This is a genomic window from bacterium (genome assembly GCA_024228115.1).
In the GTDB taxonomy this organism is placed as follows: domain Bacteria; phylum Myxococcota_A; class UBA9160; order UBA9160; family UBA6930.
This window is the reverse complement of record JAAETT010000510.1, coordinates 1-17,806: the sequence shown is the minus strand read 5'-3', so window position 1 is coordinate 17,806 and position 17,806 is coordinate 1. Positions and strand designations below refer to the sequence as shown.

The following is a 17,806-nucleotide window of genomic DNA, read 5'->3' as shown; positions in this document are numbered from 1 at the left end:
GCGATAGCAAAGGGAGCGCCGGTCAGGGTGATGACCGAGCCAGCGCCGCCAGCGGAGCTACCACTGCCAGCGCCACTCGCCGTAATCGCCGGGAGGGTCGATAGGGCGAAGCTAACGCCACCGGTCGAGAGGGCACTGGCCCCCGCGGACGCGGCAAGAGCCACCGTGAGTCCGGCAGTCATGAGGAACTGAATCAACCTACGCATTTGTTTGGATTCCTTTTCAAAGAATGTCTGCATGCTGTTCGGACTCGCATGCTTTTTCTGTGTGCGCCGAGGCACTTTCCCCGGTCAACGGAGAGCAGTTGTGCAAGGCGGATGCCAATTCCCCACAGCTCGGGCCATTCCGTAAATGACTGAAATCCAAGGGATTTCGAGAGCTGCAAGATGGCAGACCCCCAGGGGCAGTCAACGGCGGAAGGAAGTTTTCCCTCCGTGGGGAAAACCTTTTCTTCGCGATCCCGGGGCGCGAGGGAGGCTCCTGGAGCCCTCTTGTTGCCAAAGGGATTGTCCGATGGGGCGTCCGAGCCCGTGCGCTAAGCTGCCGCGTTCCTTTTTCCGATTTCAGAGGCTGGTACCATCCATGTTGCCCTTCTCGTTGCATGCGCCGACCGCGCGTGCCCGTCTACTCGCACCGCTCTTGATGCTGTCCCTGCTGGGGGCGATGGCGCCCTTGGGTTGCGGTGGTTCACGCGAGGCGCAGCTCGAGGAGATCCGCGCGTTGCAGGATGCCGGTCTCTACGCGGAGAGCGTCGAACCGCTGCGTGAATTCTTGAGCACGGATCCGGGCCAGCCCGAGGCGAACTACCGGCTCGGGACCGCGCTCCTTCGCACCGGTCAGGCCAGCCCCGCTGTTTGGCCCCTGCATCGGGCTGCGGCCTCGGAGGCCTACGCTGTACCGGCTGGCCTGGCGCTCGCGCTGACCCTTCAGGAGCAGAACCAGCGGGAAGAGGCGCTCGAGGCGGCGAATCGTGTACTCGAGGTCGAGCCCGACAACGAGCGCGCACTGATGATTCGCGTCCAGGTTTCGCTCGCGACGGCCCATCCCGAGGAAGCGTTGGCCGATACGGATCGCCTGCTCGAGATCAGTCCCGATCGCTACCTCGGGCTGCGTGCGTCGGCTCTCGCTGACCTTGGCCGGCTGGATGAGGCTGAGCAGATCTATTCCGAGGCGGCAGGAAAGGCCGAGCAGCTCGATCCGAGTTCGGCTGCGCAGTGGTGCATCGTGATGGCGGAGTTTCTCGGTGAGAAACGCGAGGACGCCGAGCGCGCCAGTGAGCAGCTCGAGCGCTGTCTGGAGCCGAACCCGGCCGCGCCGGCTGTGGTTCGACGCGCGGTCGAGCTGTACGACAAAATGGATCGCCCCGAGCAGGCGATGGCGACGGTGCGACGGGCTGTGGAAACCGAGCCGAACGATCTAGGTCTGCGGAAGTCTCTGGCGGATCGGCTCGTGGCCGCGGACAAGGTGGATGAGGCAGACGCGCAACTCCGCGAGGCGGCCGAGACGCTCGAAACGCCCGCGGCCTGGTTTGCGTTGGCTGAGATGCGCCGTCGTGCCGATAAGCCCGAGTTGGCGCGGGAGGCGATCGAGCGCGCGCGAGAGATCTCCCCGGAGGATCCCGAGGAACTCCGCTTCTTCCTGGCCGATCTGCTCGCGGAGCTGGGGGAGCTGGAGGAGGCGGAGCGCTTGGCCGCTACGCTCGAGCAACCCGCATTCCGGCAGATCGCGCAGGGCAGGATCCTTCTCGAGCGCGGCGAATCAGCCGAGGCCCTGACCGCTCTGGGGCTCGGGATCCAGGCCTGGCCCAACAATACGGCCGCTCGTCTGCTTGCAGCGGAGGCCGCGCTCGACCTCGGGGATACGGAACGCGCGATGGTCGAGCTGCGCGAGGCGACCCGGCTGTCAGCCGAGGAGAACAACGCGGCGCTTCTGCTGGGAAGGCTCTACCTGGCCCGTGGCAATTTCGACTCGGCGGTCGCCCTGCTTCTCCGTCATGTGGCGGCGCAGGGTTTCGCCGATCCCGAGGCCCATGTCCTGCTCGCCTCGGCGGAGGCGCAGCGCGGAAGGCTCGATCAGGCTCGTGGATGGCTCGAGAAGCTCCGCTCGCACGAGGCCTTCGAGGGTCGCGCCGTGGCGGAGCGGGCCCGGTTGGAGCAACGCGTCTCTGGAGCGCAGGTGGCCCTCAAAGTGCTCGAGGGGAGCGGCCTCGATCTCACCGATCCGCGCCACGAGCCAGCCGCGCGCCAGTGGATCGGCCTGCTCCTCGCCGAAGGGCAGGGAGAGAAGGCGCGCGCATGGGCAGACCAGGTCAAGGAGAGCGATTCGCCCGACCTCCAGGCCTTGCGGGGCGATCTGCTGTTCCAGCTCGGCGAGGATGATGCCGCGCGGGCAGTGTTCGAGGCGGCGCTTCAGGCCGATGCGGAGTCCGGTCCGGCGCTGGCTGGGCTAGGCCAGCTCGAGCAACGGGCCGGGAACGCGGAGGCGGCGTTGACCCTCTACGAGAAGGCCCGGGCCGCCCACTCGGGCAATCCCCACTACGCCTATCTCGCCGCTTCCGCTCAGCTCGCCCTGGGGCGCAACGAGGAGGGGGAAAGTGGGCTGCGTGCGCTGTTGCGCCGGAATCCCGAGTATTTCCCCGCTTGCAACGATCTGGCCTGGTTACTCGCGGAGCAAGGCAAGGATCTGGATCTGGCGATCGAACTCGCGACCCGCGCGGCTCGTTTCAATCCAGGGGCGGAGGTGCTCGATACGCTGGGCTGGGTGCGGCTGAAGAGCGGTCAGATCGAACCGGCCGTCGCAGCGTTCGAGATGGCCCTGACGAAGGAACCGGATAACGCTACGGCTCGCTACCACCTGGGCATGGCGCTGGTGAAGCGGGGAGATGCGGAGGCCGCGCAGCAGGCGTTTCGCGCGGCGCTCGATGCGGGCCCTTTCGCTGAATCCGAGGCCGCCCGTCAAGAGCTCGAGCGTCTCGCCGCCGATGTAGGGGCTCGCCCGTGACTGGCCGCCGGACCCCGATGCGTGTGCGGGCCGCGTTCCTCATCGTCGCATGGCTCGGGTTGCTCTCGCTTGTCGCTTGCTCCCCCGATGCGGCGGAGCACCGGGCCCGCGCGGAGCAATATCTGGCCGAGGACAAGCCGAAGGAAGCGCTCCTGGAGCTGCGAAGTGCTCTCCAGATCGAGCCGAAGGAACCGGAGACGAATTTTCGAATCGCAGCGATTGCGGATGACCTGGGAATGCTCGAGGACGCCGTCTTCTACTACAAGGAGACCTATCGGATCGATCCCACCCGCAGTGACGCGGCCCTCGCCGAGGCGCGGCTGGTTGCATGGGAAGAACCCGAGCGCGCGGACGAGCTGATTCAGGGGGTGCTCGAGCGTGACCCCGCGAATGCGCTCGCTCGGGTGCGTCTCTCGGAGCTCGCGCTGACCCGTGACGATGCTGCCGGCGCCTTCGAGGCGGCGATGGTCGCGGTGGAGCTGGCTCCGGACGACTACAGGGCTCACATGCAGTTGGGAATTGTTCGACGGGCCCAGGTGCGAGAGTTCCGAACGGTGGGGGATACACCGGAGGCAGCGCTCTTCGAGCAAGCCCTGACAGCATTCGACCGAGCCCTCGAGCTCTCTGAATCGGCCAAGCCTGACGAGGTTCTTCAGATACGCCTGGACCGTGCCATGGTCTTCGTGAGTTGGGAGGGACACGAGAGCGAGGCGGTGGCTGCCTACCGCGAGACGGTCGAGGCGACAAAAGGCTCGCTACAGCGGTCCGCCCTCGACGCCGCCTTCTCGTACGCACGCCGGACGGGGAACGTGGAGTTCCGACGCTGGGTGCTGGAGTATCAACGCACGAACTACCCCGAAGCCTACGCCGCGTGGGGAGAGTTGGCGCGGCTCGAGGATGAGTCCGGCGGCTCGGGTGTCGAAATCCTGAAGTCGCTCATCGAGCTTCAGCCCGAATCCGCCCAGGCTCATCTCCTGTATGCGCGCCACATGGCCGAGGCTGGGCAGCGCGACGAGGGTGCGGTGCATCTGCTCGAGGTTGCGGATCGGGTCGATGAACCCGCCCTCGTGCTGGCCTCGGCCGTCTCGATGAAGCTTCTAGCCGGTGAGCCCGAGGATGCCAAAGCGGCTCTGGCCCGCCTCGAAACCGAATATCCTGACCTGCCGGCGACTCATCTTGCCCGCGCGCAACGGGCGTTCGTCGCCGGCCGTTTCGATGAGGCCGCCGAAATCCTCGATGGGCTGACGGTGCGGGCTCCGAGCCGCCGCGTTTCGGAACTGCTGGCTCGAGTGGAGCAGCGCAGAAGGGCCTTTCCGGCTGCTCTTGCTGCCGTCGAACAGGCACTCGAGTTGGTGGAAGAGAACACTCCGCCAGTGGAACTCTTGAGGATCAAGGCACAAATCCAGGCGGCGATGGGTGATTGGCAGGGGACGCGACGGACCCTTCGGCGAATGATGAGTCAAGCCAAGACCGGTCTTCGCCTTGACGACCGCGTGCTTCTCGCCCGTAGCCTGTACGAGTTGCAGCGCCCTGCGCGTGGGAAGCAGATTCTCGAGAGACTGATCGTCTTGACGCCTCCGCCGGTCGAGGCGCTGATCGAGTTCGGGCGCCGCGAGCGCGGCCGCGAACCCGAGCGGGCACGCGCGCTACTCGAGCTGGCCCGGGAGAGTGCGCCGAACGATCTGCGCCCGATCGCCCTGCTTGCACGGCTCGACGTCGAGACAGGAAATCCAGAGGCGGCCTGGACGAGCCTCGAGGCGGCGGTCGAGGGGAATCCCCCGTCGCCGCGTCTCCACCTGTTGCGTGCGAGACTCCTGGCATCACAGGGAGATCTCGAGGCCGCCCTCCTCGACACGCGACGGGCTCTCGAGATCAAGCCGGATTTTGCGGCCGCGAGCCGATTCCAGATGGAGCTGCTCTCTGCACAGGGGAAGGTCGGGGAAGGAATCGAAGCGTTGGAGGCGTTGGCGGCGGAGGGCCACCTCGATGCCTCGGGTCGCGTGCGTCTGGCGCGGATGCATTCGACGCTCGGGAACGACGACCGTGCCGTCGAGCTACTGGAACAGGCGCTTGCCGAGCAGGAGGATCTGTACGAGGGCATGAACGACCTCGCCTTTCTTCTGGCCAGTCGCGGGGTGGAGCTGAGCCGGGCGGTACAGCTCGCCCAGGAAGCCCGTTCGGCCTTGCCCGACTCCCCGGACGTGGCGGATACACTCGGCTTCGCCTACCTGCGCAACGGCTTGCCCGAGGCAGCTCTCCCGCAATTCGAATCTGCGATCGAACTGGCCGAGGCGAGCGGGCAGGGGAATCCTCTACTGCTCTACCATCTGGGGCTCGCTCTTCAGGCGCTCGAGCGAAACAGCGAGGCGGCGACCGCGCTCGAGGGTTCCTTGGCGATCGAGGGTGAGTTTCCGGGCTTTCCGCGTGAGGAAGCCCAGCGGGAACTCCAGGCGTTGCGAAGCGCCGAGGCCGGGGGCGGTAGTTCCTAGTGAACAGCATTCAGGAGACCGGTTTGCTTCGACGTATCATCGACTCCCCTTGGCTCTACTACGGACTGGCGGGCCTGCTGGCGGTTGGCGCGCTCATCTCGCAGTTGGAGATCCACCTCCCCGGGCGCCCGGCCGGCGAGCCAGAGGAGATCGTGCAGCTACGCGAGCGCGATGATGTGAACGTGATCTTCATCCTGATCGATACCCTTCGGGCCGATCGACTGTCGGCCTACGGCTACGAGCGGCCTACCAGCCCCGTGATGGACTCGCTGGCACGCTACGGGGTGCGGTTCGATCGCGTCGAGGCACAGTCGACCTGGACCAAGGCCTCGATGGCGTCGCTGTGGACTGGGCTCTACCCGATGCGCACCGGCGTTACGCGCTTCCGAAATGCGTTGCCGCCGGAAGCGGTGCTTCCGGCCGAGGTGTTCAGCAAGGCGGGATTCCAGACCGGGGGTGTCTGGCGCAACGGCTGGGTGGCCAACAACTTCGGATTCAACCAGGGCTTCGATCTCTACATGCGGCCGCAAACCAGCCGGACCCCGCAGGTCCTGGAGCAACGGAGTCCGTCGACTCACCCCCTGCTGGGCAATGACTACGATGCCACCGAGACCGCGATCGAGTACATCAACAGCCACGCTCAGGAGCGCTTCTTCCTCTACGTGCACTACATGGACGTGCACCAGTACATGTATGACCAGGAGGCGGCAAAGCTCGAGTTCGGCACCTCGTACTCGGATGCGTACGACAGCTCCATTTCCTGGGTGGATCGGAACGTTGGGCGGCTGGTCGAGGAACTCCAGAATACGGGCCTGCTCGAGCGCACGGTGATCGTGATCGGGTCCGACCATGGTGAGAGCTTCTACGAACATGGCGAGGAAGGGCACGCCACGAATCTCTACCGAGAGGTGACGGAGGTTCCCCTGATCATGTCACTCCCGTTCTCCCTCGAAGAAGGGATCGTGGTGAAGCCCCTGGTGCGAAACGTCGATATCTGGCCGACCGTGTTCGACATGCTCGGCCTCCCTTCGCTTCCCGATACCGACGGTCACTCGCTGGTTCCCCTGATCGAGGCGGCGGCGCGTGGCGAGGCGGAATCCGATGACGCGGAGCAATCGCCTCCCTCCGCGCTCTCCTACCTGGACACCTCGTGGGGGACCTGGGGAGACAACGAGAGGCCGTCCGAGCCGCTGGTATCGATTCGAAAGGGGCCGGTTCGGCTGGTCTATCGCGCGGACAAGCCGGAGTCCGGAGAGATGTTCGATCACAGCACGGATCCGACCGAGCAGGAAAACCTGATCGCGAGGCGCGAGGAGCAGGCAGCCGAGCTTCGACAGGAATCCGAGGAATGGTTGTCCAAGTCCATTCCCTGGGGAGACACGCCCGAGGTGGAGATTGACGAGATGCACGTCAACCAGCTCAAGGCGCTCGGATACGTGCTCGACGGCGAGTAGAATCGCGGCCGAAGGGGTGCCCTGATCGGAGCCCGGGGGCTCCATATCAGCGGGTCACTTCTCGAGGCGGGCTCGTCTCGTCGCCGCCTTCCAGCTTGCGCGCGAGGGTCATTGCGGCGGCGTGCCAGAACGGCGGCGGCTGGCCCGCGGCATCGAGAGCTTGCTTCAGAACCTCCTGGGCTCGTTGGTTCCGACCGCCCCGCGCCAGGGCTTCGGCACGGACGTAGAGCAGATGGGCGCGTGTCTCTCCCTGCGCTTCTTCCGAGCCGCGCTGTGCCAGCTCCAGGGCCCGTTCCCAATCGCCGCGTTGGAGCTGCACCGTCGCAAGCGTGTCGAGCAGCTCGGGAAGTGGGCCTCGTTGCGCGGTGGCACCTTCGGCCAGCCCGAAGGCGCGGTCCAGGTCTCGGCCGAGCCGGGTCAACGACCACGCGACGTCATTGCGGGCCGCCACGCTCTTCGGGGCCAGGGTCAGCGCACGCTCCCGTACTGCAAGCGCTCGCTCCAGGGAGCCATTGGCTTCGAGCAGGCGGCCATGGGCCAAGGCGATGTTCACGTTCCGGGGATGGGCTCGGCGTGAACTCCAGACGCGCTCCAACGCATCGGGTAGACGACCGCTGCGCTGCAGGGCGGTCGACAAGCGGATCGCGACCTCCGGGCGAACGAGCTCGTGATCGGGAAAGAGGGCGAGCAGTGCGTCGGCCTCCTCGTGGCGACCCTGTAGGATGCGCAATGCGGCCAAGCGCCAGGCTGCTTGTCCCTCTGGGGCGCGAGCCTCCCAGGAGCGTGCGTAGAACTCGGCCGCTTCTGCATCGCGACCCTGCGCCTCCGCGAGGCGGCCGAGCCCGAGCAGCGAGAAGCCCTGCTCCGGGGCAAGCCGGACGGCCTCCAGGAAGGCCTTCTCCGCCTCCGCCCATCGTTGCTGTTGCAGGAGGACCATGCCGAGGTGGGCGTAGCCGGATTGCGCGCTTGGCACCGCTTCGATGGCTGCGCGCGCTTCCCGTTCGGCCCGAATCAAGTCCCCCGCAGCCAGTGCTGCCTCAGTGCGGGCCAGCTGGACGGCCAGGCCGCCACCGGCCCCTTCGAGGCGCGCCAATGCCTCTGCGGGACGGTTGCCTTCGATCAACGACAAGGCTTCGTTCCAGGCGGCGACGGCCCCGATCTCGTCCTTCGGATCGATCCCACCCACCACGCCGAGGGCTCCGGAGGGAGGTTCCTCCTCGGAGAGCACGTAGCCGAGGCTCTCCAGGCGCGCGCGCTGGTCGCCACTGGGCGTGAGGTTCGGTCGGGCGGGTTGCCCGCTGGCGAGCTGCGCTCCGAGGATTGCGTCGAACTCTTCTACCAACCCAGACGCATCCTCGGCCAGGTTGCGAGTTTCGTCCGGGTCGTGGACGAGATCGTAGAGCTCGGGCCGTGGTGCGCGGATGTACTTGTGCCGCTCGGTCCGGATTCCGAGCAAGGGGCTCCAGCCCATGTCGAGCTGGGTGCCGAGTGTCTCCAGGTAGGTGACCGGGCTCGAATCCGCTGTGCCCTCGATCTGCGCCAGCAGGCTTATCCCGGTAGCCCCTGGGAGAGGTTCGGCACCACTCAGGGCCAGCATCGTCGGCGCCACATCGATCAACCGCGCTACGGATTCCACCACCTGGCCCCGCGGCAGCCCCGGCCCCTGCATCAGCAGGGGAACCCGCTGGGTGCTGTCGTAGATCCCGTAGGAGTGCGTCGGTTCGTCGTGGTCGAAGAGGCTCTCGCCGTGATCACTCGTCGCCACCACCAGGGTGCGCTGGTCGGGCCAGCGCTGGTTCAGATGCGCCAGCAACCGCCCGAGTTCCGCATCCACGAATGCGATTTCGCCGGCATAGGGGTCGTTCGGAAACGCTTTCGCAAACTCAGGGGGGGGCTCGTACTTGGCGTGGGGATCGTAGAGATGCACCCAGAGGAAGAAGCGATCGGGAGCCTTCTCCAGCCAGGCGATGGCCTCGTCCACCACGGCATCTGCGCTTCGTTCTGCCCGCTGCATCTGGTTCTGGCCCCAACGCGGCGGCATCTGATCGTCGTAGCTGTCGAAGCCACGGGCGAGGCCGAAGTCACGCTCCAGCACCATGGCGCCCAGGAAGGCGGCCGTCTCGAAGCCGGCAGCGCGCATCGCCTCGGCGAGGGTCGGAAAGTTCTCTTCCAGCCGGAAGATGGAGTTGTGGCGGACACCATGGGATGGGGGATCGAGTGCTGTCATCAGAGAGGTGTGGGAAGGGAGCGTCATCGGAGTCGGAGAGATCGCCGTTTCGAAGCGCACACCCGCTGCGGCGATACCATCCAGGGTTGGAGTCTGCGCCCCTTCCCTTCCGTAGCAGCCCAGCCTGTCGGCCCGGAGCGTGTCGATGGTGACGAGGAGCACCCGCTCGGGGCCCCGGCTGCAGGCGCCGGCCGTGAGAGAAACTGCCATATACAGCGAGAGCAGCAGCGAGACCCGGAGCTGGCTGGGCTTTGAATTCTCTCGCATCCTGACTCCCGGATCGGACGATACAACTCAGCGAACCGGGCAGTGTAAGGTACGCGCTGGGCTCAATCCAAGCGCCTTGCTGCTTGGGCTCGTCCTGCGGATCTCTCGTTTCGGGAACGCCATCGCTATGCTACGAACCTCACCGTTCCCCGGGGCCGACGCGTCTCGACCCCGATCCGCATGGCGTCTTCGTCGCCCGGGAGCCTCACGATGACACGCTCCCGTTGAGTCGCACAAGATGAGTCGCATACGATGACGCGAACTCGCATCCCGGCCGTGCTGCTCTGCTTCTTCTTGTCCGGGTTCGCTGCGCTTCTCTACGAGACGGTCTGGGCGCGCGAGTTCGCGTTCGTCTTCGGTACCTCTGATCTCGCCGTGGCCACGGTGCTCGCTGCCTATATGGGTGGGCTTGCTGCAGGTGCGGGGCTGGCCGGGCGGATCGCCCCCCGTATTCGTCGTCCGATCCTCACCTACGCCGTGCTGGAACTCGGCATCGGGCTCAGCGCATTGGCGGTTCCCTTCGCCATCAAGGCCTCGACCGGGTTGCTCGTCGCGAGCTTCGGCGGCGCCGGAATCCTGCCCGAAGCCGGTGGTCTCACTCCGACGCTCTTCTATCTCGTCTGCTCGTTCCTGATCGTCCTGGTCCCGACGGCGCTGATGGGGGCGACACTTCCGCTGCTCGCTCGCTATGCCGTCGAAGACGAGAGCCAGATCGGGAGTCGCATCGGGCTCCTCTACGCCATCAATACTTCAGGCGCAGTGCTGGGCGCGCTCACGGCCGCCTTCTTGCTGCTCCCCGAGCTCGGCTTGCGGCGCACGGCCTTCGTGGGGGTCGGCGTCAACCTCGTGGTCTTCGCGATCGCTGCGCTGCTCGCCAAGGGGTTGCCGGCGCTCCCGGGTGCCGCGCCATCGCCAGAGAGCAGTGAGCGCCGTTCAAGGGACGCGAGCACGTTCATTCTTCCCATCATCTTCTGTTCGGGTGTCGTGTCGTTTACGTACGAGGTGCTCTGGACTCGCCTGCTCGGTCACATCCTGGGTGGCAGCGTCTACGCCTTTGCCACGATGCTCGCCACGTTCCTGGTCGGGATCGCCGTAGGCAGTGCTGTGGGTTCGCGATTGGCCACGGATCGCCAGCGTGCAGCAAGGTACTTCGTCCTGATGCAGCTCGGTGCGGCCTTGTTGTCGTACGCCGCGTTCTCCATGGTGGATGCCCTGCCACTCCTGGCGCAGTGGATCGGTGCCGGCGCTGCAGCTTCGACCCAGGGGGCAAACGTCCTTCTGAGTGGCGCGGCGTTGCTTCCGGCAGCTCTCTGCATCGGAGCGACCTTCCCGTTGGCGGTCCGGATCCTCGCCGCGGACGAGGCCGATGCGGGACCGGCCAGCGCCCGGGTCTTCGCCTGGAACACCCTGGGTGCGATCGTCGGCTCGGTGGGTTCGGGCTTCTGGTGGATCCCCGCGCTCGGCTATGCCGGGGCACTCGGTGCCGCGGCCGGTGTGAACCTGCTGCTTGCGGCGGCGACCTGCTTCTTGTTTCCGTTCAAGAGATTGGGTCTGTTGCTGGTGGTTGGCACGATGCTGGCCGGGCTCGTGTTGGTTCCTCCCGGGCGGCCCTGGCACCTGCTTCGCACGTCTCCCCTGGCGGTGGTTCCCACCGCGGGCGATGTCGCCTACTTCGGCGTCGGACGCACCGCCACCGTGTTGTTGCTGGAGATCGGTGGTCGATGGCAGCTGCGTGCCAACGGACTTCCGGAGGCCGTGGTTCAACGGCGCGGTGGACGTTCGGCACCTCATCGCGCTGCGGCCTGGTTGGGCGTACTCCCCGCGCTGGCGCGTCCCGAGGCCGATTCCATGCTGGTGGTCGGTCTCGGCGGCGGGGTTGCGCTCGAGAACGTTCCGAAGACGGTGGAGCGGATCGATGTCGTGGAGTTGGAGCCGGAGATCGTCGTGGCCAATCGCATCATGGCGGGCGAGCGACGCAGTGATCCCCTCTCGGATCCCCGGTTGCACCTCACGTTGAACGATGCGCGAAGCGCATTGCGCCTGACCGACAATCGCTACGACGCGATCATCTCCCAACCTTCCCATCCATGGACGGCCGGATCCGCCCAGCTGTATACCGCCGAGTTCCTCGAGCTGGTGCATCAGCGACTCGAGGCGGGAGGAGTCTTCGTTCAATGGATGGGGCTCTCCTTCGTTGATGGCGAGCTGTTCGGAACGATCCTCGCGACGCTCCGGAGCGTCTTCCCTCACGTGCGTGTCTATCGTCCGCTCCCTTCGGAGGTGCTCTTTCTCGCCTCGGATCAGCCTGTCGATGTCGAGTCCCGGGTTTCGGATCTCGTGCAGCGCGCAGCATCCGATCTGGCGATGGTCGGGGTCTACGGCCCCGAGGATGTGGCTGCGACGTTGTTCCTCGATCAAGCCGGCGTCGATGCGCTGGCCGCCGGTGCTCATCCCAATACCGACGACGACAACCGGCTTGCCATGCGCTCTCCCCGCATCCTCGGCGCAGCCCTCGGCGGAGAGGGAGCGGATCGCATCCTCAACAGCCGCGATCCATTGCTGAAAGATCGGGGCGATCTCGACAGGGTGGCTCTGGTGCGACGGCTACTCGCCGGGGGCGAAATCGAACGGGCCAAGCGCATTGCGGAAGCGACTCGGGAACCGGTTGCACGGGAGACGGCACTCGGTCAAGTGGCTCTCGCGCGCGGATCTCTGCGACGCGCGGCGGCTGCCTTTTCTCGGGCGCTCGCACGCGATCCCTCGGCCCTCTGGCCACGTGCCGAGTTGGTTCGTCTGCGGAGGAAGGCGCTGCTGGCTGGCAACCCGGCGGCCCTGCGCCAGGCGGCGGGCCTGGATGCTGGCGGTCAGAGCGTGATCGAGGGATGGCTGCGACTCCGCGACGGTGGCTGGAGCGAGCTTCGCGCCCTGGAAGATCGACTCGCGGCGGTTCCGCCGGGGCACCCGTTCCATGCAGAGGCGCTGCGAATGCGGGCGGCGTGGAGGCTCGAGAGCGGCAAGCCGGAAGAGGCGCCGGCTGCGCTCGAATTGCTCGACGCATTGATTCTGCTCGAAGGGGACGCGGAAGATCTGGTCTCGCGTGCTCGTGCCGCGGCGCGCGCCGGGTATTCCCGCATTGCCTTGCTGGATCTTTCCGAGGTCGCGATGACGCTCGAGCAGAGCCGTTCCCAGGGGCGCAAAGGCCTGATCTCCAGGGCAGCACGTTCCGCACTTCGCGCGCTGGCTGAATTTCCGGCAGATCCTGACCGAAGCGCGGAACGCGATGCGCTCGGAAACCGGCTTCATTCCCTGCTGGTTGCGGAGCCGCACCGGCCCGGAGCCCGGCGGCGCCGCGGGCCCGGCAAGTCGTGACGCACGAAGGCGGGCAGGCGTCGGCAGGCGGAGGCCGCGCATGGGTCGTCGCAAGTCTCCTCTTGGCGTTCGCCTTGTCGCTCGGCATTCGCGCCATCCACTTCGAGTTGGCATTTCCCGACGAGGAAACGGTTCGCATCGCCCCACACGACGCCAGCTACCACGCGAGGCGGGCGCTCTACAGCTTCGTGAACTTTCCCGCGGTTCTCACGTTCGATTCCTACATCGCGTATCCGGACGGAGCTCCGGTTCCGATCCCGCCGCTCTACGATTGGCTGCTGGCAGGCGTGGCGAGGGTCTTCGGGCAAACCACGCTCACCTTCGAGCGGGTTGCGGCCTGGGCGTCACCGCTCCTCTCTGCGCTGACGCTATTGCCCATCTTCGCGATCGGGCGTCGCCTGGGTGGTTCCTGGGTGGGCCTCGGTGCTGCTCTTCTCTTCGCGATCTTCCCCGCCAGCAGCAACCGCTCCGGAATCGGGAACCCGGATCATCATGCCGCGGTGGCACTACTCGCCGCCTGTTGGCTCGCATCGCTGATCGCCGAGGCGTTTTCCGACGCCGAGAGGCGCCGCCGATGGCTTCACATCGGCCTCCACAGCGCCGTGGTGGCCGCAATGATGCTGGTCTGGAGCGGAAGCCTGCTCTACCTGGTTCTCGGTGAGGGAGCGCGTCTGCTTGCCTCTTCCGTGATAGGTCGTCATCCCGATCGTCTACGTGACCAGAGTGTGGCGGCGTTGGTGGTGGCGGCACTGGGCGGGTCGTGGGTGGCGCTCACCGGGAACCCGCTCGGGGGCCCCTTCTCGACCACGGAACTTTCCTGGATGCATCCTGTCGTCCTGATCGCGCTCGCCATTCTGGCGGCGATGCTGGCCGGGCTCGAGTCCTTACGGCCCGAGCCGATCGCGTGGCGTAGGATGCTGCGCCTGATCGGAGTGGGGCTGCTGATCGTCGTACCGCTGCTCTCGTTCGAAGCGCTTCGCGAGCCCCTCGCGTCCGGCACGGGCTTCTTGGCGAAAGAGGATGTCTGGGCGGGGCTGAACGTCGAGCAGCAGCCGATCTTCTCGTCGTCGCCGGGCAAGCTCCCCGCGACGACGCTATTGGGCTGGTATGCATTCCTGATTCCATTGGCCCCCCTGCTGGTCGCTCTCCGGTGGCGGGCGGGGCACCCGCCGGAGGCCCTTCTCGTCATGTTCGCCTGGGTGACCTTGCTCGGGCTGCTCACGTTGGGGCAGGTTCGTTATGCGATGGATTTTGCCGTGGTCGGCTCGGTGGTGTTCGCTTGGAGCCTCGCGGGCCTGAGGACGTGGCTCGTGCCGCGGCTTCCGCGTGCAGGCATGGCGACGGCGCTCGTCGTCGGCCTGGGTGCGGCTCTGCTGACTCCCCCCCTGACCCTCCATGCCCGCATGCTGGTCCTGGCTCTGAATCGCCCGCCCCCCGTCCCAGGTCGGATCTCTACCAGCGAGAGAGTGCGTCGCTTTGGCGCGGAGATCCAGCGCGTGACTCCCGAGACCTCCGGTTTCCTGGACGCGAATGCTCATCCCGAGTATGGCCTGCTCGTTCCTCCGAGCCTTGGCCATAGCCTTCTCTACTACGCTCGTCGTCCGATTCCTGCCAACAATTTCGGTCCCTACCTCGACCCCGAGAAATACCATCAGGCTGCGGAGTTCTATCAGGTGGCGAGCGAGACCGAAGCGGTGGTGCTCGCTGAGCAGCTCGGTGCGCGCTACGTGGTGACGCAGGCGCGAGGCATCTCCGGCAAGAAGCCCGGTGCCTTCTTTGCGCAGCTCCACCTCGGCGATGGTGCTGCGACGCCGGGGCGCTCCGCCCTTCGACACTTCCGGCTCGTCACGGAGTCGCAGGATGGCGACCGGCCAGCGGCCGGCCGGAAGCGGCGTCTGCCCATCCCCTACAAGCTCTTCGAACGGGTCGAGGGGGCCGTGTTGGAGGCGCGAGGGGAGCCGCGTGAGCTTCTGGTGGCGGAGGTGAAGATCACCTCGCCCCTGGGACGGGAGATCCGCTACCGCAACGTCTCCCGTGCCAATTCGGATGGCGTGGCTCGCGTTCGGGTTTCCTACTCGACCGACGATGCAACTCCGGCCCGAGCCACGGGCCCGTACACGATTGGTTTCGCTGGAGCCCGCTGGCAGGTACCCGTTTCGGATGCAGCAGTCCGGGAGGGGAGGGTGCTCCGTATCTCGCCTCCCGACGCCGAAGGGTCGGGTTTGCTACCTGGGCTCGCGGAATAGCTTGAGGGCAGCTCGGACCGAAGCGGCTCCGGGGTATTCTTTGCTCAGCCCGCGGACGATGCGAAGTGCCGCAGCATCTTCCCCCGTCATGCTCAGGGTCCAGGCCTGCTGAAGCGAGCGCGCCGGTCCCGCATCCGCCGGCGAGAAGAAATCTCCCGCTTCAGAGGGGGATGCCCCTTGAGCGGCGAGGAGCAGCGTCAGGTTTCGGCCGATATCGATCTCCCTGCGAGGCCCGGCGCGATAGGCCGAGAACTCCAGCAGCAGCCGGTCGGTCTCGTTGATGGGCCCGGCAGGGAGCACCGAGCGGATCTGTCGACCACTCGCGATCCAGCGCATGAGCGGCTTCTCGGGGTCGGCGAAGCTGTGACTTTCGAGGACGAGGGCCGTTGGAAGTTTGGCCGGTGAGCCCGCGCGGCGCTGCAGCGGGCAGTCGGAGGCGAGCATGAAAACCGAGCCTGGCGGGGAATAGAAGACTTCGAGCTCGGGGAAGACCGACAGCAAGGTGCGGAGGACGATCTCGAAATCTGGTGGACGCATCCCGCCCGGAATCCACTGCGCAAAGATCCCGCAGGAGCTGAGGCTATCGTGGGCGAAGGAGTAGAACTCCCGGGAGAGGATCCGGGCGTTCCCAGAGAAATCCTCTGCCTGTTTTCCGTCGGAGATGATCAGGTCGTAGCGCTGCTCGGTTCGCAGCAGGTAGTGGATCGCATCGTCCACGATCAGCCGGACGCGGGGGTCATCGAGCACCATCGATTCGCCGAAGTAACGCGCCGCACGTACCACAGGGCTGTTGATCTCGACCACGTCCAACTGTTCGATATCCGGGTAGCTGCCCAGGGTCGCCAGTGTGGAGCCGGAGGCCAGGCCGACGTTGAGGGTGTGACGGATGCCCGGGTCGAGCGTCATGGGAAGCACGCCGAGGAGTTGTTGCTTCTCGAAGAGGACCGGGTTGACGCCACGTCCGACCGCAATGATGGCACCGTCGATGACCATGGCGCGCTTGTGCGGGGCCGTCGGATCGGTGCGGACCTGGACCGTCGCGAGATCGCCTTCCTCCTCGAAGAGCAGTGCCGGAACGCTCCGTCGTACGAATTCCTCGCCGTGGAAGCTGAGCCGTGGCGGTAACAACTGCAGCGCTGCGATCATCACCAACCCCGCCGCGGGAAGGGCCATCGCGAGTCTCGAGCGGGCTCGGGGGAGAAAGGCCAGGAGCACGAGCCCCGACAAGAGGTTGATACCGGCCAGAAGCTGAATGGTTCCGACCGTGCCGAGCCGCGGCAGCAGGATGAGGGCAGCGGCGACCGACCCGGAGATACTCCCCAGATTGGCCAGGAAATAGGCACCCCCGGTGCGACGCCCCACAGCGCGAACCCGACCCAGGAAGAGCCGACTCGCCACCGGGAAGGAGAGCCCCATCATCAGCGTGGCCGGGAGCAGGATGACGGTGGCCAGCCCTGAAGTCTCGGCCAGCCGCCATTCCCAGGGGCGTACGCGGAAGAGCGCGGAGAAGATGCTCAGACGATCCCGAAGCCCCGGGTCGCTCAGGATCTGGTGTTCTGCGGCGATTGCGGCCAATGCGAAGAGCGCGACGGCAAACTGGCTGAATGCCAGCGCCAGTTCGGGCCGCAGCCGCTTGAGAACCGGTCGGTAGAGAAGGGCCCCGAAGCCGAGGCCGATCAGGAAGACCACCAGCACGGTCGTGAGTGCGTAGGTGCTGCTCCCCACCAGATATCGGATCGCCCGAAACCAGGCGATCTCATAGCCAAGGGTCGCAAAGCCCGAGACGACGAGCAGCGTACCGAGCAGGCCAATCGGCAGCGCAGAGGAGAGCACCTCGTCGCTCATCTTTGCCCTGGCGTCGGCCGGGCTCGCCTGGCGACGAAGAAGTGCCCACGCTGCGAGGCCGATGCTGACGTTCAGGAAATTCGCCATCCACACCGAGCCACGCAGGCCGAGATGCTCGACGAGTACGAGCCCCGCCAGCAGCGCTCCGGCGGCGGCCCCGATGGTGTTGAGCCCGTAGATCCGGCCGAGATGAAGATCGACGCCTTCTCGCGACCGGATCAAGACGGTGCACAGGGCCGGGTAGGTCGCGCCCATCAGCGCCGAGGGGATCAGCAGCAACGCGAATGCAAAGGCGATCCGCGCCAGGTTCTCCAATCCGGGCGTCTCCGGGAGCCACGGTGAGGCGTACGCCACGGCGCGGGGAAGGGCGAGCAGGAGCGGCGTGAGCAGGAAGGTGCTGACCGCGATCCCGAATTCGAGGCCCGCATAGGTCGCGAGCGGTGCTCCGACGCGCCGGTCGAGGCGGTGGTACCGCCACGCGCCGATCCCCATACCGCCCATGAAGCCGGCGACTACAGCGCTCATCGCCAGGGTGGTTCCCCCGAAGGCGAGAGCGAGCATCTTCGTCCAGGCGACTTGGTAGATCAGTGCGGCCGCACCGGAGAGGAAGGAGAAGAGGTAGAGGGAGCGGGTCAGCACGGCATGCAAGGCTCCGAGAATAGAGCGGATTTCGCAAGATTCCCGTCGAATTCCCGTTGGAAGGGGTGGCATCTGGAGGGCGGGTGCAGCGATCTTCCGATGTGCCCACAAAGAGAGAGGGCGGCCACCCCTAGCCTGAACTATGCACGAAAGTTGGCTGAGAAGCTGGCTTTCCAATGTTTCAGCGTGCCGCGCGGCGATTGACGCTGACGGATCTCGTTTTGGGTGGTCGATGCCCATTCCGTGGCGCGAATGCGGAGTGTGCTTCGG

The 17,806-nt window shown here is 66.2% G+C and carries 7 protein-coding genes; 5 read left to right on the top strand and 2 right to left on the bottom strand.

Features of this window, described 5'->3' with window-relative positions:
* The first annotated feature begins 582 nt into the window (after positions 1–582).
* From GY937_21585 to GY937_21575, 3 genes are read left to right on the top strand one after another with little or no spacing between them, the layout of a single operon-like run.
* The gene (locus GY937_21585) at positions 583–3,000 is read left to right on the top strand and encodes a tetratricopeptide repeat protein (protein ID MCP5059304.1); all 2,418 of its coding nucleotides are present in this window, start codon (positions 583–585) and stop codon (positions 2,998–3,000) included.
* Positions 2,997–5,489, top strand: a complete 2,493-nt coding sequence (locus GY937_21580; GenBank protein MCP5059303.1) for a tetratricopeptide repeat protein — start codon at positions 2,997–2,999, stop codon at positions 5,487–5,489. Before GY937_21585 ends, GY937_21580 begins: the two co-directional genes overlap by 4 nt.
* Positions 5,490–5,512: 23 nt before the next feature.
* The gene (locus tag GY937_21575) at positions 5,513–6,943 is read left to right on the top strand and encodes a sulfatase (protein ID MCP5059302.1); all 1,431 of its coding nucleotides are present in this window, start codon (positions 5,513–5,515) and stop codon (positions 6,941–6,943) included.
* A gap of 46 nt (positions 6,944–6,989) precedes the next feature.
* On the opposite strand, the gene GY937_21570 is transcribed toward GY937_21575, so the two are convergent.
* Positions 6,990–9,437: a sulfatase-like hydrolase/transferase gene (locus GY937_21570; protein ID MCP5059301.1), complete on the bottom strand. Its 2,448-nt coding sequence runs from the start codon at positions 9,435–9,437 to the stop codon at positions 6,990–6,992.
* A gap of 252 nt (positions 9,438–9,689) precedes the next feature.
* Between GY937_21570 and GY937_21565 the strand changes: the two genes are divergently transcribed.
* Both GY937_21565 and GY937_21560 read left to right on the top strand, forming a co-directional pair.
* Positions 9,690–12,806, top strand: a complete 3,117-nt coding sequence (locus GY937_21565) for a hypothetical protein (GenBank protein ID MCP5059300.1) — start codon at positions 9,690–9,692, stop codon at positions 12,804–12,806.
* Entirely contained in the window at positions 12,803–15,052 is a 2,250-nt protein-coding gene (locus GY937_21560) for a hypothetical protein (GenBank protein MCP5059299.1), read from the top strand. Before GY937_21565 ends, GY937_21560 begins: the two co-directional genes overlap by 4 nt.
* Here the strand turns inward: GY937_21560 and GY937_21555 are convergent.
* Positions 15,032–17,536, bottom strand: a complete 2,505-nt coding sequence (locus tag GY937_21555; GenBank protein ID MCP5059298.1) for a hypothetical protein — start codon at positions 17,534–17,536, stop codon at positions 15,032–15,034. The genes GY937_21560 and GY937_21555 overlap by 21 nt on opposite strands.
* Positions 17,537–17,806: the final 270 nt, after the last annotated feature.